General features: G+C 66.0%; 20 protein-coding genes. 16 read left to right on the forward strand and 4 right to left on the reverse strand.

The features are described from left to right. Positions 1 to 4: 4 nt before the first annotated feature. The 12 genes from MC375_RS01430 (at position 5) to MC375_RS01485 (ending at position 10141) form a co-directional block, all read left to right on the forward strand. Positions 5 to 535, forward strand: a complete 531-nt coding sequence (locus MC375_RS01430; protein ID WP_242101497.1) for an arsenate reductase ArsC — start codon at positions 5 to 7, stop codon at positions 533 to 535. 14 nt (positions 536 to 549) lie between these two features. Then, positions 550 to 963, forward strand: coding sequence for a MauE/DoxX family redox-associated membrane protein (locus tag MC375_RS01435; protein ID WP_242101498.1), 414 nt, complete (start codon positions 550 to 552; stop codon positions 961 to 963). Positions 964 to 1135: 172 nt separating this feature from the next. Then, on the forward strand, positions 1136 to 1681 hold the full coding sequence (msrB, locus tag MC375_RS01440) for a peptide-methionine (R)-S-oxide reductase MsrB (RefSeq protein ID WP_242101499.1): 546 nt from the start codon (positions 1136 to 1138) through the stop codon (positions 1679 to 1681). A gap of 2 nt (positions 1682 to 1683) precedes the next feature. Then, entirely contained in the window at positions 1684 to 2349 is a 666-nt protein-coding gene (gene msrA, locus MC375_RS01445; protein WP_242101500.1) for a peptide-methionine (S)-S-oxide reductase MsrA, read from the forward strand. Between the two features lie 96 nt (positions 2350 to 2445). Then, positions 2446 to 3159: a DUF1499 domain-containing protein gene (locus tag MC375_RS01450; protein WP_242101501.1), complete on the forward strand. Its 714-nt coding sequence runs from the start codon at positions 2446 to 2448 to the stop codon at positions 3157 to 3159. A gap of 81 nt (positions 3160 to 3240) precedes the next feature. Further along, positions 3241 to 4065 (forward strand): AraC family transcriptional regulator, encoded by an 825-nt coding sequence (locus MC375_RS01455; protein WP_242101502.1) that lies wholly within the window; start codon positions 3241 to 3243, stop codon positions 4063 to 4065. A gap of 98 nt (positions 4066 to 4163) precedes the next feature. Beyond that, the gene (locus MC375_RS01460; protein WP_242101503.1) at positions 4164 to 4301 is read left to right on the forward strand and encodes a hypothetical protein; all 138 of its coding nucleotides are present in this window, start codon (positions 4164 to 4166) and stop codon (positions 4299 to 4301) included. Further along, the gene (locus tag MC375_RS01465) at positions 4298 to 5353 is read left to right on the forward strand and encodes a saccharopine dehydrogenase NADP-binding domain-containing protein (protein WP_242101504.1); all 1056 of its coding nucleotides are present in this window, start codon (positions 4298 to 4300) and stop codon (positions 5351 to 5353) included. Before MC375_RS01460 ends, MC375_RS01465 begins: the two co-directional genes overlap by 4 nt. Positions 5354 to 5456: 103 nt before the next feature. Further along, a complete protein-coding gene (locus MC375_RS01470) occupies positions 5457 to 6176 on the forward strand; it encodes a class I SAM-dependent methyltransferase (RefSeq protein WP_242101505.1) in 720 nt (239 codons plus the stop codon). 285 nt (positions 6177 to 6461) lie between these two features. Beyond that, positions 6462 to 7514, forward strand: a complete 1053-nt coding sequence (locus MC375_RS01475) for a sensor domain-containing diguanylate cyclase (RefSeq protein ID WP_242101506.1) — start codon at positions 6462 to 6464, stop codon at positions 7512 to 7514. Between the two features lie 191 nt (positions 7515 to 7705). Then, entirely contained in the window at positions 7706 to 8695 is a 990-nt protein-coding gene (locus MC375_RS01480; RefSeq protein WP_242101507.1) for a CorA family divalent cation transporter, read from the forward strand. A gap of 171 nt (positions 8696 to 8866) precedes the next feature. Next, positions 8867 to 10141 carry a low temperature requirement protein A gene (locus tag MC375_RS01485; protein WP_242101508.1) on the forward strand — a complete coding sequence of 425 codons (1275 nt, stop codon included), beginning with the start codon at positions 8867 to 8869 and terminating at the stop codon, positions 10139 to 10141. 115 nt (positions 10142 to 10256) lie between these two features. On the opposite strand, the gene MC375_RS01490 is transcribed toward MC375_RS01485, so the two are convergent. Then, complete coding sequence (locus MC375_RS01490; protein ID WP_242101509.1) at positions 10257 to 10679, reverse strand: DoxX family protein; 423 nt, start codon at positions 10677 to 10679, stop codon at positions 10257 to 10259. A gap of 29 nt (positions 10680 to 10708) precedes the next feature. Beyond that, on the reverse strand, positions 10709 to 11314 hold the full coding sequence (locus MC375_RS01495; RefSeq protein ID WP_242101510.1) for an isochorismatase family protein: 606 nt from the start codon (positions 11312 to 11314) through the stop codon (positions 10709 to 10711). A 125-nt stretch (positions 11315 to 11439) separates the two neighbouring features. Between MC375_RS01495 and MC375_RS01500 the strand changes: the two genes are divergently transcribed. After that, positions 11440 to 12303, forward strand: a complete 864-nt coding sequence (locus tag MC375_RS01500) for a LysR family transcriptional regulator (protein WP_242101511.1) — start codon at positions 11440 to 11442, stop codon at positions 12301 to 12303. A gap of 93 nt (positions 12304 to 12396) precedes the next feature. On the opposite strand, the gene MC375_RS01505 is transcribed toward MC375_RS01500, so the two are convergent. Both MC375_RS01505 and MC375_RS01510 read right to left on the reverse strand, forming a co-directional pair. After that, positions 12397 to 13446 (reverse strand): ATP-binding protein, encoded by a 1050-nt coding sequence (locus MC375_RS01505; protein ID WP_242101512.1) that lies wholly within the window; start codon positions 13444 to 13446, stop codon positions 12397 to 12399. Between the two features lies 1 nt (position 13447). Further along, positions 13448 to 14143, reverse strand: a complete 696-nt coding sequence (locus MC375_RS01510) for a response regulator transcription factor (protein ID WP_242101513.1) — start codon at positions 14141 to 14143, stop codon at positions 13448 to 13450. A gap of 132 nt (positions 14144 to 14275) precedes the next feature. Here MC375_RS01510 and MC375_RS01515 point away from each other — a divergent pair, with 132 nt between their 5' ends. Genes MC375_RS01515 through MC375_RS01525 form a run of 3 tightly spaced genes read left to right on the forward strand, consistent with a single transcriptional unit; the run spans position 14276 to position 19920 of the window. Beyond that, positions 14276 to 15721, forward strand: coding sequence for an efflux transporter outer membrane subunit (locus tag MC375_RS01515; protein ID WP_242101514.1), 1446 nt, complete (start codon positions 14276 to 14278; stop codon positions 15719 to 15721). A 3-nt stretch (positions 15722 to 15724) separates the two neighbouring features. Then, positions 15725 to 16834, forward strand: coding sequence for an efflux RND transporter periplasmic adaptor subunit (locus MC375_RS01520; protein WP_242101515.1), 1110 nt, complete (start codon positions 15725 to 15727; stop codon positions 16832 to 16834). Beyond that, entirely contained in the window at positions 16831 to 19920 is a 3090-nt protein-coding gene (locus tag MC375_RS01525) for an efflux RND transporter permease subunit (protein WP_242101516.1), read from the forward strand. Before MC375_RS01520 ends, MC375_RS01525 begins: the two co-directional genes overlap by 4 nt. The last annotated feature ends 502 nt before the right edge of the window (positions 19921 to 20422 follow it).

A 20422-nucleotide genomic window follows, 5' to 3' on the forward strand; every position in this document is an offset into this window, starting at 1 on the left:
CGCAATGCCGACGTCGAACCGCACGTGGCGCGTACTGTTCCTGTGCACGCACAACTCGGCGCGCAGCATCCTGGCCGAAGCGCTGGCCACACACCTCGGACAAGGGCGGCTGCAGGGCTACAGCGCCGGCAGCCAGCCCTCGGGCACGGTCAATCCGCACGCGCTGGCCACCCTGCAACGCCTCGGCTACCGCGTCGACGGTCTGCGCAGCAAGTCCTGGGAGGAGTTCATCGGACCCGATGCGGTGCCCATGGACCTGGTCATCACCGTCTGCGACAACGCGGCGCACGAGATCTGTCCGGTCTGGCCGGGAAATCCGGTGCCGACGCACTGGGCCTGCCCGGATCCTTCTTCCACCCGTGGCGGCGCGCATGCAACCGCGCGCGCCTTCCAGCAAACCGCACAGCTGATCGCCGATCGCATCCAGCGCCTGCTCGTGCTGCCGCTGGATGCGATGGACGCCGCAGCGATCGGCATCGCGCTGGCCGCAATCGCCCAGGACACCCGGCCGGCCGCGCTCGAACCCGTCACCTGACCTGGAGAAACCCGATGTCTTCGCCAACCCGAAAGCTCGAAATTTCGCTGCTCGCGCTGCGCGTGAGCGTGGCCGCGGTGATGCTGGTCTGGGCCGTGGACAAGCTGGTGCGGCCGGAACATTCCAGCAGCGTGTTCGACGGCTTCTACGGCATGCCCGGCGTCGGCGAGGGCATCGTCGTCGGCCTGGGTGTCGTGCAGTTGTTGCTGGTGCTGGCGTTCCTGGCGGGTGTCGCCCGCACCTGGACCTATGGTGCGATCCTGCTGCTGCACGCCGCGTCCACCTTCGTGTCCTGGCGCCAGTACCTGGCGCCGTACGAGGGCCCCAACATCCTGTTCTTCGCCGCCTGGCCGATGCTCGCGGCGTGCCTGACCTTGTTCCTGTTGCGCGACCAGGATCGCCTGTGGGTGGCCGGCAAGCCGGCATGACGCCGTCATCGCCAGATCGCGCAAACCGTCGCCCGGCACGCACGCGCCATTCGCACCCCGGGGCTTCTGTAGGAGCGCCTCTTAGGCGCGACCGGACCCTGATGCACGCACAAGGCGTCGCGCCTAAGAGGCGCTCCTACAAAGTTCCTCTTCTTGTAGTCGGAGTCTTCCCATGAACCGTCGTAATGCATTGCACACCCTCACCGCGCTGGCCGCGCTCCCGTGGCTACCGGCCTGCTCGCGCGCTCCCGACACCGGCGCAGCGGCAGCCGCGCCCGACGCGAAGACTGCATCGTCGAAGATCGCGCGCCTGAACAAGCCCGCCGCAGCCTGGCGCGACCAGGTCAGCCCGGCCGCCTACCGCGTGCTGTTCGAAGAGGACACCGAGCCATCCTTCAGCAGTCCGCTGGACAAGGAGAAGCGCGACGGCACCTTCGTCTGCGCTGCCTGCCACCTGCCCCTGTTCGACAGCGCGCACAAGTTCGACAGCGGAACCGGCTGGCCCAGCTTCACCCAGCCGATCGCCGGCCATATCGGCACCAAGAAGGATTTCAAGCTCATCCTGCCGCGCACCGAATACCACTGCGCACGCTGCGGCGGGCACCAGGGCCATGTCTTCGACGACGGCCCACCGCCGCGCGGTGAGCGCTGGTGCAACAACGGCGTGGCACTCGTGTTCGTGCCCAGGGGCCAGCCGCTTCCCGCCTTGAGGAGCTGAGCATGACCATCTTCCGACATCGCATGTCTGGCGTGATCGCCGCGATCGGTGGCTTGCTGATGCTGGCCATCATGCTCGGCGCCGGCGCGCAGACGACTGCACGTCCATCCACGAGCGGGTCGTCTGCGAAGACCGCCGTGGCGATCTTCGCCGGCGGCTGCTTCTGGTGCATGGAGCCGCCGTTCGACAAGCTGCCCGGGGTGAAGTCGACCACCTCCGGCTACATCGGTGGCCACGTCGCCAATCCCACTTATGAGCAGGTGTCGGCTGGCCGCACCGGCCACGCCGAGGCGGTGCTGGTGCGCTACGACCCGACCCGCGTCAGCTACCAGAAGCTGCTGGACGTGTTCTGGCGCAACATCGATCCACTCGCTGTCGACCGCCAGTTCTGCGACGTCGGCGACCAGTACCGCAGCGCGATCTTCACCACGGCCGCCGAACAGCAGCGCCTGGCCGATGCAAGCAAGCGCAAGCTGGAGGCCTCCGGCCGCTTCAAGCTGCCGATCGCGACGCAGGTCGTTCCAGCGTCGAAGTTCTATCAGGCCGAGGCCTATCACCAGGACTACTACCGTCGCAATCCCGTCCGTTACAAGTTCTACCGCTACAACTGCGGCCGCGACCAGCGGCTTGAACAGCTCTGGGGGCCCACTGCGAATGCTTCGTCATAGGCATCGTCGTTCCACCTGCGAAGCAAAGCATCATCGACACAGTGCGACACCCGACCGAGCCCGCACTGCCCGCCATCCCATCCAAGAGGCATCGCCATGAAACCTGCACACATCGCTTTCCTGCTCAGTCTGATTGCGGCCGTGCTGCTGCTGGCCGCCGGCCCGGGCACGCGCCTGGAACTGTGGGAATTCCGTACCGGTTTCGCCCTGATGCGGTGGGCCGCGTTCGCCGGACTGGCCGCGGCCGCGCTGGCGATCGTAATGCTGCTGGTGCCGCGCACGCGTCGTACAGGGTCGGCGTCGTTGCTGGCAGCGCTGGTGCTGGGCCTGGGTGTCGCCTTCGTGCCGTGGAACGGCATGCGCCAGGCACGCGCGGTGCCGCCGATCCACGACATCAGCACCGACACGGAGCGTCCACCGGAATTCGTTGCCGTGCTGCCGCTGCGCGCCGATGCGCCCAATCCGGCCGCATACGGCGGTGCGGAGGTGGCGCAGGCCCAGCGCGAGGGCTATCCCGATCTGGGTCCGCTGCGCATGGACCTGCCACCACCGGAAGCGTTCGCAAAAGCGGAGCAGGTGGCGCGCGACATGGGCTGGGAGATCGTGGCCGCGGATCCGGCCACCGGGCGCATCGAAGCCACCGACACCACCCTGTGGTTCGGCTTCAAGGACGACATCGTGATCCGTGTGGAAGCCGACGGCGAGGGCAGCCGCGTCGACATGCGCTCGGTCTCGCGCGTGGGCAAGAGCGACGTGGGCACCAACGCCAAGCGCATCCGCGCCTACCTGCAGGCGCTCGGCTCCCGTTAGGCGAGCCTGCGGGGGCGACGGCGCATCTGGCCGTCGCCGTATGCGCTACCCTTCCCGCTCGCTTCAGCGCGCGACCCGTTCATGTCGGATCTCGAAGTCGAAATGCTGCTCGACACCGCCGCCGTCGCGGTGCGACATGTGCGCTGCGCGGGCACCTGCCGGCATCGCAGCGCCGAGGAATGCGTTTCGGCGACGCACCTGGTGTTCCCCTACCGCGGCACCTACCTGCGCCATGTCGGCAGCGACCAGGCGGTGGCCGATGCCAACCACGTGCTGCTGTTCAACGCGGGCGAGGGTTACCAGGTCAGCCATCCGGTAAGCGGCGGCGACACCAGCCTGGTGCTGGTCCTGTCCGAGTCGCTGCTGCGCGAACTGGCGCCGGCAGCGCTGCTGCACAAGCGCGATGCGCTCGGCTTCCGCATGCAGAGCCTGCGCATCGATCCGCGCGCGCAGGCGCTGGTGGCGCTGCTGCGGCACGGCCTGCAGAGCGGCAACATCGAGCCGCTGGAAGCCGAGAGCCTGCTGCTGATCCTCGCCAGCCGCAGCCTGGGCCCGCGTACCGCACGCGCCTCCGGCGCCACCCCGGCCAAGCGCCGGCTGGTGGACCGGGTCAAGCTGCTGATGGCGAGCGACCTGGGTCGGCGCTGGACGCTAGCGGAGATCGCCGCCGACATCGGCGGTTCGCCGGTGTACCTCACCCAGGCTTTCCAGCAGGTCGAGGGCATGCCGCTGTATCGCTACCAGCTGCAGCTGCGCCTGGCCCGCGCGCTCGACCTGCTCGCCGGCGCCGAGGACCTGTCCGCGCTCGCCCTGGATCTGGGCTTCTCCAGCCACAGCCACTTCAGCGCGGCGTTCAAGCGCAGCTACGGGCGCTCGCCCGACGCCTTCAGGCAGTCGTTGTCCTAGGGCGCGCGCCCGAGATCGCTAAAGAATTCGACAGCGACGCCGGCCGCCGGCTGGTCTCATGTGCGTGCCCGGATGGCGGGCGTCCACAGGAGAGTGTCATGGCCAAACAGACCTGCGCGGTATGCGATTACGAGCTGGACGAGAATGCGATCAAGGTGACGATCGGCGGGCGCACCGTCGAGGTGTGCTGCGAGGAATGCGCACAGAAGCTGCGCGAGGCGGAAGCGCAATCGTGACGGCCGCCGCCCACGGAGCGGGTGCACCGGTGACGGCGAACCGCGCCGTCACCGTCTTCGGTGCCTACGGGCACACCGGCCGCTTCGTTGTGGCCGAACTGCTCCGGCGCGGCTGGACGCCGATCCTGTCCGGTCGGGATCCGGACAAGTTGGCGGCGCTCGGCGCCGAACATCCGACGCTGGAACTGCGCATTGCGTCGATCGACGATGCGGCCTCGCTCGATCGCGCCCTGGACGGCGCGGTCGCGGTGATCAACTGCGCCGGACCGTTCCTGGACACGGCCACGCCGGTGATCGAAGCGGCGTTGCGCGCGCGCGTCCATTACCTGGATCCGGCCGCCGAGCAGCGCGCGGTGCTGGACGTATTCGAGCAGCAGACACCAGCCGCGCGCAACGCGGGCGTCGCGGTGCTGCCGGGCATGGCGTTCTACGGCGGCCTGGCCGACCTGCTGGCCACGGCTGCCATGGACGGATGGCCGCAGGCCGATGCGATCGACATCGGCGTGGCGCTCGACAGCTGGCATCCCACCGCGGGCACACGCCTGACCGGGCAGCGCAACCATTACCGGCGCCTGGTGGTGTCGGATGGAAAGCTCGAGCCCCTGGCCGATCCCGCGCCCACGCGCGACTGGAACTTCCCTGCCCCGTTCGACACGCAGCCGATGGTGGCGCTGCCGCTGTCGGAGACGATTACGATCTCGCGCCATCTGCGCGTGCGCGAGCTGCACTCGTACATGAACCTGGCGCCGCTGCAGGAATTGCGCAATCCGGATACGCCCGCGCCCGTGGCCAGCGATGCGCAGGGGCGATCGGCCCAGCGCTTCATGATGGAAGCGGTGGTCCGCAACGGCACGGAACTGCGCAGCGCGGTCGCCAGCGGACGCGACATCTACGCGGTCACCGCGCCGCTGATCGTGGAAGCGATGGAACGCATCGTCGCAGGACGCGCCCACCTGTCCGGCGTCATCACCGCAGGCGCGGCCTTCGATGCGCGCGACTTCCTCGCAACGCTGGCGCCCGAGCATCTGCAGCTCGACTGCGTCGATGTTTGATGCTGCGGAGGGGCATCGACCGACGTGCCCAACCCCACGAGGCGCTTCGGACAGGTAACCTGACGCCCGTTCGCCCCACGATGAAGGCATCACGGTCCCGCCCATGCATGCCGAGCACGACCTGCTGCAGCGCAACCGAAGTTTCTACGATGGATTGTGGAGCGGCGCGCGCCTGAGCGAGCCGCAGCGTTTCAACACCTGGCCGCTGGTCAGCCGGCTGACCGCGGGTGCCATGCAGCGGCTCGAAGTGGCGCCTGGCCTGCGACCACGGTTTCCGCTGCAGGGCACCCAGTTCGTGGAGATCAGCGCGCCGGCGTTGCGGCGCCTGCAGGCCGGCGGGGCGAATGCCGTGCAGGGCCAGGTGACCGCGCTGCCGTTCTCGGATGCGGCGTTCGATGCCGTTTGCGCCATGGACATCATCGAGCACGTCGTCGACGACGATGGCGTGCTTGCCGAGCTTGCGCGGGTGGCAAAGCCCGGCGCGGCCGTGCTGCTGTCGGCGCCGCTGCATCCGGCCAGCTGGACCGCGTTCGACGACTTCGTCGGCCACTACCGCCGTTACGAGCCGGAGCCGCTGCTGGCGAAGATCCGCGCGCACGGGCTCACTCTCGAGCAGAGCGCGATCTACGGCATGCAACCGAAGGCCTCGTGGATGCTCGATCTGGGCATGTGGTTCCTCACCCATCGGCGCCAGCAGGCGATGTGGTGGTACAACTGGACGCTGCCCCTGTTCGCGCGCTTCCAGAAACCACTGGCACTGGTTCCGGGCATGGTCGGTACCGCACAGGTGGACGAGGTGCTGCTGGTCTGCCGCAGGGATTGACTGCCGGCCCGACTGAGGACATCTGGGCCTTGTGGATGCCAGGCCCCCGGATGAGCGGGTCAACCCGGAGAATCGCCCACGGCGGTGCGAAAGCGCCACGGCCCTGGCAGTGATCGGGTTCGACTAATGTCGCCTTGGATACCGCAAGGCTTGCTGGTGCAATGGCCGGGTGTCGACGCGAATGCTGTCGCTTGGCGAAAACCGGACTCGGGATCTTCTCCGTCTCGGTCCCGGGCAAACCCGGAACAATCGCTAGAATTGGCTTCTGCTTCGATGGACTGACGCATGCCCCACTACTCCACCGCAGAGGAGTTCCGCACTCGGGGTTTGCGTTTCGTGCGGCGCATCCATCGCATGCGCATGGTCGGAACGGTCCTGTGCGCGCTGCCCATCGCCTCGGTGCTCCAGGAGCGGGCCGCGGGCGAACCGTTCTGGGTCTTGCTGGTCCTGAACGCCTTTGTCTGGCCGCAGGTCGCCGACTGGCTGTGCCGCAGATCGCGGGATCCGGTAGCAACCGAATTCCGCTGTCTGATGCTCGACTCCGCCTTCGGCGGCGCCTGGATCGCAGCGATGGCCGTCAGCGCAGCGCCGGCCGCCGTGTTCGTCACCATGCTGATCGCCGACAAGATCGCCGCAGGGGGCTGGGGGCTGTTGTGGCGCTCCAGCATCGCGTTGGGGCTGGGCTTCGCCATCGCATGGGCTGCGCTGGGGTTTCCCTTCGAGCCTGAAGTCTCGCAACGGACCCTGCTGGCGTGCGTGCCTTTCCTGTTCGTCTACGCCGTGGCGCTGAGCGTGCTGACCCACCGCCTTGGCCGCAGGATCGCAAAGCAGAACCGGGAACTCGAGCACCTCACCCGTACCGATCCGATCATGCAACTGCCCAATCGGCCCTACTTCGAGACCAGGGCGTTCAACGAACTCTCCCGCTTCAAGCGCAGTGGCCACCTCGCAACCCTGCTGCTCATCGATATCGATCATTTCAAGGCGATCAACGACTGCTACGGCCACGGCATGGGCGATGTGGTGCTCAAACGCGTGGCCGAGCTGCTCCGCTCCAGCGTCCGCGACATCGATCTTCCCGCGCGCTACGGCGGCGACGAGTTCGCCATGCTGCTGGTGGACACCGACGCCAACCAGGCCATGCAGGCGGCAGAGCGTCTGCGCATCCGGATCAGCGAGCTCGTATTCGAAGCCGAGCCTGGCTTGCACTGTTCATCGAGTATCGGGCTGGCCGAGCTGAGCAAGGATCACGACAAGCTGGACCAGTGGATCCAGGCCGCCGACGCTGCGCTCTATCGCGCCAAGGCGGCGGGGCGCAACCGTGTCGCCACCGCTTGACCCCGGGCTTGCGGGTGCTCGCGAGCGCGCTTTGACAGCAATCGCCCGCTGTGCCGGACATGATCAGTACCGAGTAGGTGGACGAGGTCCTGCCGGACCACCGAGAGACGTCCACCCGCATGCCGGCCTTTGCTCCGCGTTCACGACCCGGCGACCAGATTGGCGCCCTGCCCTGGTTTGGCGGGATCGCGATGACAACAGCAACGAATCCAAACGGCGTGCGTGCCCGGCTCTATCGCAGCGACGACCGGGACGAGGACGTGGATCTGTCAGCCCTGGCGAAGCTGTCGCCGGCCAAGGATGAACTGCTCTGGGTGGACCTGCAGGACCCTGCCGAAGACTGCCTGCGCGAGGTGTGCGCAAGCCTGGGCATGCACCCCGATGCGGTCGAGGATTTCAGCGGCCCGAGCACGATGCCGGGCCTGGGCAAGTCGGCCGATCAGTTCTGGCTGCGGGTAGTCCCGGTGACCGACGACGATGGCCTCAACTCGCAGGGCCCGCTGCTGCTGATCGCGGCGGGCACCAACTGGGTGGTGAGCGTGCACCGCGAGCCGATCGGCTTCATCGATGAGCTGCGCAAGCGCGAACGGATGGATTCCGATCTGGGCGGCCTGAGCGCGGAGAGCTTCGTGGCCGCGCTGCTGGACTGGCATCTGTCGACCTACTTCGCCGCGTTTGCCGAGTTCGAGATCGCGGTGGAACGCATGGAGGTCGGGATCCTGTCCGATCACCCGCGCGACTGCCTGCCCGAACTGCGGCGCCTGCGCAAGGCTGCATCGCGCCTGCGCCGCATGCTGGCGCCGCACCGGGCGGTGTTCGGTGCGCTATCGCGTCCCGACTTCAGGCCCGTGGACGACGGCGTCGCTGCGCGCCATTTCGCATCGCTGGATACGCGTTACGAGCGCGCGATGGACATGGTCGAGAACGCCCGCGAACTGGTCATCGGCAGCTTCGAGCTGCTGACCAGCCGGACCGGAATCGACACCAACCAGTCCATGCGCACGCTGACCTTCGTCACCGTGGTCACCGGCGTGCTGGCGGTGATCGCCGGCGTGCTGGGGATGAACTTCGATGCCAGCTTCTTCGACACCAGGGATGTCGGCTTTGCCGTCGCCGCCGGGGTGATGCTGGTCCTGGCCGGCATCGCCCTGTGGTTCGGGCGTCGCCGCGCCTGGTTCTGAGCGAACGGAAGCGGGCGAACGCAACTTCGACGCGAGCGGTCGCATGCAAGCGGCGCTCCTGCATGGCGCCGCGACCAGTCTGCCTCGCAAAGCTCCGATCGCTTCGATCCGTGGCCGCACGATGCGTATCATGCCGCGGAGCTTTCCGCCTGCGCAGCGATGAGGGGCCAAATGAGCACATCCACACCGGATGCCGACGATCTGCACCATCACGCACGGCGAATGGGCGGTCGCGACCCCCACGAAGCGCACCGCAGCGCGACGCCGCTGGAACTGCTGTTCGACCTGACCTTCGTCATCAGCTTCGGCTTCGCTGCGTCGCGCTTCGCGCATGCCCTGGCCGAGGGCCACTACGCCGTGGCCCTGCTGGGATTCGCCTTCGCCAGCTTCGCCATCTGCTGGGCATGGATCAATTTTTCCTGGTTCTCGTCGGCCTACGACACCGACGACTGGCTGTTCCGGCTGCTGACGATGGCGCAGATGGCCGGCGTGCTGGTGCTGGCCATCGGCCTGCCGCGCATGTTCGCCTCGCTCGAGGACAACGATGGACGGGTCGACAACACAGTGATGGTGCTGGGTTACGTGATCATGCGCATCGCACTGGTGCTGCAGTGGCTGCGCGCGGCGAAGCAGGATCCGGCGCGCAGGCGCGTGTGCCTGACCTACGCCGTGGCCATCGTGCTGGCGCAGATCGGCTGGACGGCCACGCTGTTCGTCGACCTGCCCGCCGCAGCGATGTTCGTGTTCATCTGCACCCTGGTGCTGACCGAACTGGCCGGGCCAGTGCTGGCCGAGCGCAAGGACGGCGGCACGCCCTGGCATGCGCACCACATCGTGGAGCGTCATGGCCTGTTCGCGATCATCGCCCTGGGCGAAGGCGTGGTGGGCACGGTCGCTACGCTGTCTGCGGTGGTGGACACGCAAGGCTGGACACTGGACACGGCCTTGGTGTGCGCGGCCGGCGTGGGGCTCACGTTCGGAATGTGGTGGATCTACTACATCCTGCCTTCGGCGCATGTGCTGCGCGAACACCGCGAACGTTCGTTCGTGTGGGGGTATTCGCAAATGGCGATCGTCACCGCCATCGTCGCCACCGGCGCCGGCCTGCACGTGGCGGCGTATTACCTGGAGCACAAGGCGCATATCAGCGCCTTCGCGGTACTGCTCACCACTGCCATTCCGGTGAGCGTTTTCATCGGCTCGATCTATGCGCTGTATTACTACCTGGTGCGTCGCTTCGACCCGTTCCACCTGTGGCTGCTGCTGCTCACCGCAGCAGTGGTGGCCGCCGCCGTCGTGGCCGCGCTGGCCGGCGTGCGCATGTCCGTGTGCCTGTGCATCCTGACCCTGGCGCCGGTGGTGACCGTGGTGGGTTACGAGGTGCGCGGCCATCGGCACGAGGCGGAATCGCTGGCGCGCGGCGAAGCCGGCCACCCAGCTCTCTGAATCTGTCTACGCGCGCCATAAGCGCCGGTGCCCGTGAGGACCGAATGATCGAGAGCCCGGACCGGCGACCGATCCGATTGAGGGAACGGGGGCAATCGGTCGAAAAGGAGCCTTCCTAACGGCCGTCGAGTCGGGTCGCACGCAAACGGCGCAGTGTCGCGACCATGCGGGCGCGGTGCAGCCAGGCAACCGTCGCCGTGATCAGGAACAACACGACGGCAGGGACGGCACTGCCCCCGGTGACGAAGAGGTGCGTCATGACCGCAAAGACCATGGTGACGGCAAGCAGCAAGCCACCGAACGCGGCAGTCGCCGGAACCAGCAGAGCAATGGCGCCGACGACTTCGACCAGGCCGGTGACCAGACGGAACCATTGGCCGATGCCGATCTGGTCGAAGACCGCCACCATCATCGGCACGCCTGCAAGCTTCGCGCCGCCAGCGGCAAGAAATGCGGCTGCGGCGAGAATTCGCAGCCCCCAGGAAACGTACGTGAGCACTCGGCTGTGCTCGACCGTCAGGGGAACATTCGTGTTCATTTCAGGACCTTCGTATGGGAGCTCGCCGCTCAGGCGGACAGCTTTTGTGCTTCGGGCAGGTACCACTTGACGATCTCCCGCGCCTTGTCGGCGACCGGAGATTTCCAGTCGCGGAAAAGTTCGGTGACCAGGGCGAGGGACGTGTTCGGGATCGCGCCGGCGGCGGTCAGGCGTTCGATCGCCGTGCGATGCGCGAGCTGGGACATACCCCCCACGGCATCCACGACGAACATGGCCTCATAGCCATCGCGCATGGCGTCGACCACCGGAAAGGCCAGGCAAATCTCCGTGTACAGGGCCCCGAAGATCAGCCGCTTGCGCCCGGTCTTCTCGACGGCGGCGCGGAATGGCGCGTCTTCCCAGGCGTCCATCGAGCTGCGGTCGATCACCGTGACGCCCGGCAACTCATCCTGGATCGACTTCCGCGTCGGGCCGTTCACGCCCATTTCGACCCCGACGGTACTCAGCACCACGGGAATGTCGAACGCCTTCGCTGCCTTGATCAGCAGACGGACGTTCAACTCGACCTGGTCCGGGGTGGTTTCGGACCGGATGTTCTCGAACATCTCCTTCTGGTAGTCGATCAGGACCAGGGCGACCTGTTCGTAAGTCCAGACACCGGCGGCATGGCTCATGGCAAATCTCCTGCAAGTTCGGTGGGCGCCCGGGACGACGCCGCTCGCAGGAGACTTTGGAGTCCCGGCTTTTAGTACGCTAGCCCCAAGTTGCGTCTTGGTGTGTCGCGGAAACAGGAACGCCCATGGAAATCGAGGACCTGCAAACCTTCGTCGAGGTCGCCGATGCGGGCGGCGTATCCCCCGCCGCCCGCCGGCTTGGCGTGTCGAAGTCGATCGTCAGCCGGCGGCTGGTGCGGCTGGAAGCCGACCTCGGCATCCAGCTGCTCGCCCGGACCACCCGCGGCGCCGCCCTGACCGAGGCAGGCACCGTCTTCCGCGAGCACGCCGCACGGATCTGCACGGAGATGGACATTGCGCGCGAAACGATCCTGCCTGCCGGCGACCTGCGCGGGCTGCTGCGGATCGCAGCGCCACTGACATTCGGCCCGACCCACCTGGCGCCCGTGCTCGCCGAGCTGGCGCTGAGGCACCCGCTCCTGCACGTGCATACGCGCTACACCGATCGCTTCGTCGACATCGTGGCGGAGGGATTCGACTGCGCAATCCGTGTCGGCTACCTCAGCGACTCGAACCTGATCGCGCGTCGCGTGGCGCCGCTCCACGGTAAGCTCGTCGCGAGCCCGGACTATGTCCGGGTACATGGCGCACCCGAGACGCCGGAACAACTCCTTGCGCACCAAGCACTCATGCAGGGCACGGAAAGCTGGCGTTTTACCGATGGCGACAGGACGATCACGGTTCATCCACAGGGCCGGTTCAAGGCGGACAACGGCGTCGCCCTTGCTGCTGCGGCCGTCGCCGGGCTCGGCATCGCCGTGCTTCCGGACTTCCTCGTCGAGGAGCATCTGGCATCCGGCGCGCTGGTCGCGGTGATGACGAACTATCCGGCACCCGCAGGCGGCATCCATGTCGTGCGTCCTCCCGGCCAGCACCCAGCGCGCAAGATCCGCGTGCTTACCGAGCTGCTGATCGCACATTTCAGATGAAGCGAACAGGCAGATATCAAGCGGCAGCTATGGGCGCAGCCACTCTTGTGTGGCATCCGCATCTACCTCACTTGTGGCACCACCAACCGGGCCTCAGGACTCAAGGTGCAACGGGAGCGTGAGCAGCACTTCGAGCCCACCTCCCGCCCGGCGACAGGCCCTGACGTGACCTCCATGCATCTCGATGGCTCGCAGTGCAATAGCAAGTCCCAGACCTGCTCCATGCACGGGCTCGCTGCCTTCCACGCGGATGAATGGCTGGAATATTGCCTCCAGCATGTGCTCCGGAACCCCAGGACCGCGGTCACGCACCGTCGTCTTCAACATGCGGCCGTTATCCGTCACCTGGCACTGAATCTCTACGACGGCATCCTCAGGACTGAACTTGACGGCATTCCTGATCACGTTCTCGAACGCCCGATAGATCAGATCGCCATTGACGTTCGCGACGAACTGACCAGGAGCTTCGATCGTCACCGAGCGCGAGGAGGCGCGCGCTTCGAAATCGGCGTCTTCTGCTATCGCGTGCAGGAGCTCGATGATGTCCACGCGCTCGCGGACCGCTTCGCCCGCTTCCATGCGGTGCAGAGTCAGCAGTTCCTCGATCAGTGCATCGAGCCGTTCGCTCTCGCGCCCGATGCGGCTGATCATCGCGTCGCTCTGGGATGGGTCCTGTCGCAATAGACCGATCGCCGCCTGGATGCGGGTCAGCGGGGAGCGCAGCTCGTGAGAAATGTCGTGGAGCAGTATCCTTCTTGACTCGGTGAGCTGCTGCAGCTGCACCGCCATACGATCGAAATCGTGCGCAAGATCGACGATCTCGTCGCTGCGACGACCCATCAGCGGCCGCACGCGCGTATCGAGACGGCCCTCGGCCATCCGACGCAGCGCCCAACGCAAGTGCTGCAGTGGACGCGACAGATACCAGGCCAGCGCCAGCCCCGTAATAAGAATCGCGATGCCAGCCGACACCAGAGGTGCCAGCGGCAACACGCCGATTCGCTCGATTCCGTCGCGCGGTGGTGGCGGCGCTTGACCTGTCAGATAGAAATAGGTCGCTGCGACCGCGATCGACAGGATCATGCTGATCCACAGCGCAACCACCAGCTTCCAGAACAGCCGTCCGGGTGTCCACCTGAACATGTCAGTCCTCCAGGAGCTGGTAACCCAGCCCCCGCACGCTCTGGATCCAGGGCTGGCCATCCGGCCGGGTGCCCAGCTTCTGACGGATGCTGCTGATATGCACGTCGATGCGACGGTCGAACCGGGCCAAGGGACGGTCAAACGCCTGCAGCGAAATGTCCTGCTTGCTGACCAGTTGCCCGGAATGTCGCGCAAGGACCTCCAGCAGACGGAACTCCGTTCCGGTGAGTTCCAGAGACGCGCCGCGCCAGGTCGCGCGCCGGCTTCCCGGCCATAGCGAGAGATCACCAACCTGCAGCAGACGCTGGGCACTGGCGGCGCCTGCCGGTCCGCGCCCCTCCGCACGCCGCAGGATCGCGCGTATACGCGCCACGAGCTCCCCGGGCGTGCAGGGCTTCGGCACGTAATCGTCGGCGCCCATGTCGAGTCCGACGATACGATCGATGTTGTCGCCCCGGGCGGTGAGCATCAGGATGGGGACCGCACTGACGGCCCGGATGCGGCGCAACGCCTCGATACCCGAAACGCGCGGCATCATGATGTCCAGCACAACGATCGCGTAATCGTTGGAGATCGCCTCCGTGACCCCGGCCTCACCGTCACGGACCGTGGTCACGTCGAATCCCTCCCGCACCAGATACTGCGAGAGCAGAGCGGTGAGGTCGACGTCATCGTCGACAAGCAAGACCTTGACCATGCTGGCAGTATCTACGCACGCTCGACGAAAAACATCCATTTTCGAGAGACTTTACCCAACTTAACCTCACCGAACGGCAGCGAACGGTTTGGGTATCTACGATGCCCCGACACTTCGCTCGGTGTGGTGCGCATGCAGGCATTCGTCCTTCGCAGTGCCGCGGGGATGGCGAGCCTGATTCTGGTGCTCGCCTCTTGCGCGGCCGGTCCCGACTACCGTGAACCGGTTCCTGAGGCGCCGCTTTCCTGGAGCGCAGCTTTACCGCATAACGGCAGCGTTGCCGCCATCAACGAATGGTGGCGCCAGTTCGATGACCCGCTACTGGGCCAGTTGGTGGCGACCGCCGAGGCCGATAGTCCCTCCCTTGCAAAGGCATGGGCGAATATTGAAAAGGCCCGCGCCACACTTACTTCCGCTGAGGCCAGCGGCCTTCCTGCCGTGACTGCGGCAGGTTCCGCCAGCCGTAGCAGGCAGTCCGCGCAAAGCGGTACATCTGCGGCCTCCAACGCTCGCAGTGCTGGAATGGATGCGTCCTGGGAACTCGATCTCTTCGGCAAAGTCCGACGCAGCGCGGAGGCCGCGCAGGCGCGTGTGGATGCCCGCGTGGGCGACTGGCACGAAGCCCGTGTCTCACTGGCCGCAGAAGTCGCCGATACGTACGTTAAGTATCGGGCCTGCGCTCTACTCGCCGAAACATACCAGAGCGAGTTGACATCCATACTGCGGACAGAAAAGGCGATCGCTTCGCTGGTAGAGGCCGGCCTGCGGTCTCCCTCGGAGGGCGCACTCGCCCTCGCAGGTTCCGCCAGCACCCGATCCAGCCTGGTCCTGCAGCGCGCCCAATGCGATCTGCTGGTGAAATCCCTGGTGAGCCTCACCGGCATTGACGAATCCGGTCTGCGCGAACTGATGGCCGCCCCTGGCACGGAACTCCCGCAACCAGGGGCATTGGAAGTCGAAAGCGTTCCGGCGCAGGTCCTGCGACAGCGCCCCGACCTTGCCTCTCTGGAACGGGAACTTGCAGCGACCAGCGCGGAGATCGGTGTGGCGCAGGCCGATCTGTACCCCAGCCTGTCGTTGTCGGGCTCCATCACCGTATCGGCAAGCGATCTGGCTTCTTCCGCGAACTCCTGGTCGTTCGGGCCATCGCTGTCGCTTCCGATCCTCGATGGCGGCAAACGCCGCGCCGCCGTCGACAGCGCCCGCGCCAGCTACACGGCGGCACTGGCCGACTATCGGCAGGGTGTCCGCAATGTGGTTAAGGAAGTCGAACAGGCGTTGGTGAACCTCGATAGCGCTGGCCGCCGGGCTGACGACGCGACCACCGCGGCGCGGGAATACCGTCGCAATTTCGAAGCCACCGAGGCGAGCTGGCGCGCCGGACGCGACAGCCTCCTTACGCTCGAAGAAGCACGACGGACGGCGCTCTCCGCCGAGATCCAGCAGATCACGTTGCGAGGCGACCGCGTCGCCTATTGGATCGCGCTCTACAAGGCATTGGGCGGCGGCTGGCTACCCGGCACGCCGGCCCTCCCGCCGGAGACGATGGCCAGGCAACGAGCCCCCATTGAGGACTGAATCTTGAATCGGAAGCTTCGTATCGGCGCGCTTGTCTCGGTTGTGGCACTCCTGGGCCTGAGCCTCTGGCTGCTGGTGCCCGACAGCCAGCCTGAAGTGGAACCCAGCGCCTCAAGCGCCCTGACCGTCAATGTCGTCGGGCTCGACAAGCAGGCGTGGCCGCAGACAGTGGAAGCCACCGGCCCGATCACCGCATGGCAGGAGGTGATCGTCAGTCCGGAAACCGGCGGACTGCGCATAGCCGACCTTCTGGTCGACGTCGGTGCCAGCGTGAAGCGGGGCCAGGTGCTCGCGCGCCTGGCCGATGACAGCGTCCGCATGGAGCTACGCAAGCAGGAAGCCACGCTCGCACAGGCACGGGTTGCGCTTGAACAGGCAGCATCAAACCTAAAGCGCGCCAAAGTCGTGGGAGACAGCGGCGCCCTGTCCGAGCAACAGCTGGAGGAATACCGGATCAACGAAGCCACGGCACGTGCGTCATTGTCGTCGGCGCAGGCCGACGTGGGCAGCACCCGGCTGAAGCTCGCACAGACCCGCATCCTCGCTCCCGACGACGGCTTCGTCTCGTCCAAGTCGGCGGTGCTTGGCAATGTCGTCAATGCCGGCTCCGAGTTATTCAGGCTCGTGCGCAAGAGCCGGATCGAGTGGCGACCGGAGCTGGACGCGCGCCAGCTGGGTCTGGTGCGCATCGGGCAGTCGGCAGATGTGGTGCTGCCCGGCGGCACGCAGGTGCAGGGCGAGGTTCGGCAAGTGGGGCCGACGCTCAGCGAGAAGACCGGACGCGCCATCGTCTATGTCAGCCTGCCCACGGATAGCGCTGCACGATCGGGCATGTTTGCCAGCGGCACCATAACGCTCGGAACGAAGTCCGCTGCGACGCTGCCGCAGTCGGCCATCGTGCCGCGTGACGGCCGCTCCTACGTCTTTGCAGTCGATGCTCGAGGCAAGGTCAGTAGTCAGGCGGTAGACACCGGGCGCACCCAGGGCGATCGCGTCGAGATCCTTACCCCCATCGAGGAGAAGACACGGATCGTGGCCAGCGGTGGCGCCTTCCTCTCCGAGAATGCGCAGGTCACCGTGGCCGGACAGCGCCAAGCGAAGGCCACGCCGTGAACTTCTCCGCCTGGTCCATCCGCAAACCCGTCCCATCGGTTCTGCTGTTCATCCTGCTGACGGTGCTGGGCCTCATCGGCTTCCAGCGACTGGACATCCAGGATTTCCCGGACATGGACCTGCCCACCATCCAGGTGTCGGCGGCCCTGGAAGGCGCCGCGCCGTCGCAGCTGGAAACCGAGGTGGCACGCAAGATCGAGGACAAGCTGGCGTCGCTCACGCGACTCGACCACATAACGACGACGATCACGGACGGCGCGGTCAGCATCAGCGTCAGCTTCGAGCTCGACAAGGACAGCGAGGAAGCGCTCAGCGAAGTCCGGAACGCGGTGGATAGCGCCCGCGCCGAGCTGCCGAGCAGCATGGCGGCACCCACCGTGTCGAAACTGACCGCGGCCGGCGGATCGCTGCTCACGTACACGGTGGCGTCGAGCCGCCTGGACGAACAGGATCTGTCCTGGTTCGTCGACAACAAGGTGTCCAAGGCCCTGCTCGCAGTCAAGGGCGTCGCTTCGGTAGCGCGTGTGGGAGGCGTCGATCGCGAGGTGCATGTGGATCTCGATCCGACATTGATGGCCGGGCTCGGCGTGACTCCCTCCGACGTTTCGCGTCAGCTCAAGGCGGTGCAGAGGGACAGCTCCGGTGGCCAGGGCACGGTAGGTGGGCAGCGGCAGTCGACACGCACGATAGGCACGGTAGGCACCGCCGCCGAAGTTTCGGCCATCGCCATACCGCTCAGCGACGGACGCTATGTGCGCCTGGACCAGGTCGCCCGTATTACCGACGATCACGCCGAACGCAGCACTCTGGCTTTCCGCGACGGAAAGCCCGTTATCGGCTTCCAGGTTACCCGCTCGCGCGGTTATTCCGACGTCGGCGTAAGCCGCGATGTGCGGATGGCCATGAAGACCTTCGCCAAGGATCATCCGGAAGTAAGCATCGCCGAAGCCAGCAACACTGTCGAACCGATCGAGGAAAGCTACCAGGACTCGATGATGCTCCTGATCGAGGGCGCCATCCTTGCCATCGTCGTGGTCTGGTGGTTCCTGCGGGATTGGCGCACCACCCTCATCTCCGCAACCGCGCTTCCGCTGTCGATCATTCCCACCTTCCTTTTCATGGCGCTTGCGGGCTACTCGCTCAACACGATCACGTTGCTGTCGCTGTCGCTGGTAATCGGCATCCTCGTGGATGATGCGATCGTCGAAGTCGAGAACATCGAGCGACATCTTCGGATGGGCAAGACGCCCTACCAGGCCGCAATGGAGGCGGCCGACGAGATCGGACTTGCCGTCATCGCCACGACGTTCACCCTGGTTGCAGTGTTCCTTCCTACGGCCTTCATGGGTGGCATCCCGGGGCTGATATTCCGCCAATTCGGGGTGACCGCATCCGTCGCTGTACTGGCGTCGCTGCTGGTCGCGCGTCTGTTGACGCCCATGATGGCAGCGTACTTGCTCAAGCCGGCGAAGCCCGGTGACGATGCCGCGATCGATGGTTCGATCATGACGCGGTATCTCCAATGGGTACGCACGGCCCTGGCGAGGCGTCGGACTGCGGTGATCGGCGCGGCCGCGTTCTTCGTTCTTGGGTTGGCCGTATTACCGATGTTGCCCACGGGCTTCATTCCGAACAAGGATCAGGCCCAGTCCCAGGTGACACTGACGCTGCCGCCGGGGAGCACGCTCGAGAGCACTGCGGCGACGAGCCAGCGGGCCGCTAGGTTGTTGCGGTCGTTGCCGGAAGTGCGCAGCGTCTTCGTCGCCGCGGGTACGGCCACGAGTGGCGGCGGCTTGTCCGCCAGCGCCACAAGCGACGTCACCAGCGCAACGCTGACGGTCGACCTCGTACCTCGTGATGAACGAGATCTCAAGCAGTCGGAGATCGAGGCGAGAATGCGCGATCTGTTGCGCGCCCTGCCTGGAACCCGCATTGCGGTAGGCAGCGGCGCGAGCGGCGAGACGCTGGGCATCACGCTAGCCAGCGATGACCCATTGGTGTTGGCCACGACGGCGATGAAGGTCGAAGCCGAACTGCGCACGCTCAAGGGAATCGGAAACGTGACCTCCAGTGCTGCCCTGCAGCGCCCGGAGATCCAGATCTCTCCGGATGATGCCCGAGCCGCTTCGCTGGGGGTTACTTCCGAAGCTCTGGGCGATGCGGTGCGCCTGGCGACCTACGGCGACTATTCGACCACCCTGCCGAAGCTCAACCTGCCCGAGCGCCAGATTCCGATTCGTGTTCGCATGGATCCAGCCATCCGGGACGACCTCGGTTCGGTGTCGCAGCTTCGTGTGCAGGGCAGCCAAGGCACTGTCAGCCTGGGATCCGTCGCCAACGTCTCGATGGGGAGCGGTCCGTCGCAGATCGCGCGCTTGGATCGCTCGCGCAATGTCGTGCTCAGCGTCGAACTGAACGGTCGCTCGGTGGGTGAGGTGGAAAGGGAGGCCATGCGGCTGCCGACTCTCAATGCCCTGCCCAGCGGCGTCCATCTGGTCGAGCAGGGGGAGCTGCAGCGAATGAGCGAACTCTTCGAGAGTTTCGGGGTCGCGATGGCGATCGGTATCTTCTGCATCTATGCCGTATTGGTGCTGTTGTTCCACGACTTCCTGCAGCCGGCCACGATCCTCTGCGCGCTACCTCTGGCGCTGGCGGGCGCGCTGTTTTCGCTTTGGCTCACAAGCCAGTCGTTCTCGATGCCCGCCGTAATCGGAGTACTGATGTTGATGGGTATCGTGACCAAGAACTCCATTCTGCTGGTCGAGTACGCAATCATGGCCAGACGCGAGCGCGGGATGGGTCGCATGGAGGCGCTCATCGACGCCTGTCACAAGCGCGCCCGCCCCATTGTCATGACGACGATCGCAATGGGGGCCGGCATGCTGCCGAACGCGCTGGGCTTGGGTGCCGAGCCAAGCTTCCGGCAGCCCATGGCGATCGTAGTCATTGGCGGACTGATCACTTCGACCATGCTCAGTCTGCTCGTGATCCCAGTGGTGTTCACATACGTCGACGACGCATTGGAGTGGGCCCGCTTGAAGCTCGGCCGTCGACGCACTCCACAGCCCAGCCCGGTCGGGTCGTAATCGGTTCGATCCGGTTCGAGGGCCACACCCGCAGTCCACGCCGAATTCATCCGGGAGAGATCGCATCTGCGCGCAGGTATTGCGCCGTCGCCACCGACACCACGGGACCAGAAGCGCAGACCGCTCGATTGCCGTGCAGACACTTCCGCTCGCCGACAGGTCAGTTTCCTGTACCGCAGCTGTCGGCTGATAGATCTTTACCTACGCTTACCCAACTGGACCGAAGCACACCGCACTTGACGCTGCTTTCGGCGACGCTTTGGCCCCTCCTCCCAGATGCATCGTTTGATGATCACGGCCTCCAAGTCACGGATCGCGGCGCCAGCCATCGACAGCCCGGCCGCCAGGGCGGGCGGGCATCCTCGAGCCAACAGGACGATCTGGCATCCACGCACCTACCCGAGGAATGAGGCCCGCACCGTACCCGCGACCCTGCTCTTGTTATGTCTTGTCGTCGCGCTGCTTCCGGCACCAGGGCTCGCAGACACGGAGCCGAGCGACC

The sequence above is a fragment of the Lysobacter sp. M2-1 genome, from assembly GCF_022662495.1.
In the GTDB taxonomy this organism is placed as follows: Bacteria; Pseudomonadota; Gammaproteobacteria; order Xanthomonadales; family Xanthomonadaceae; genus JAKPBU01.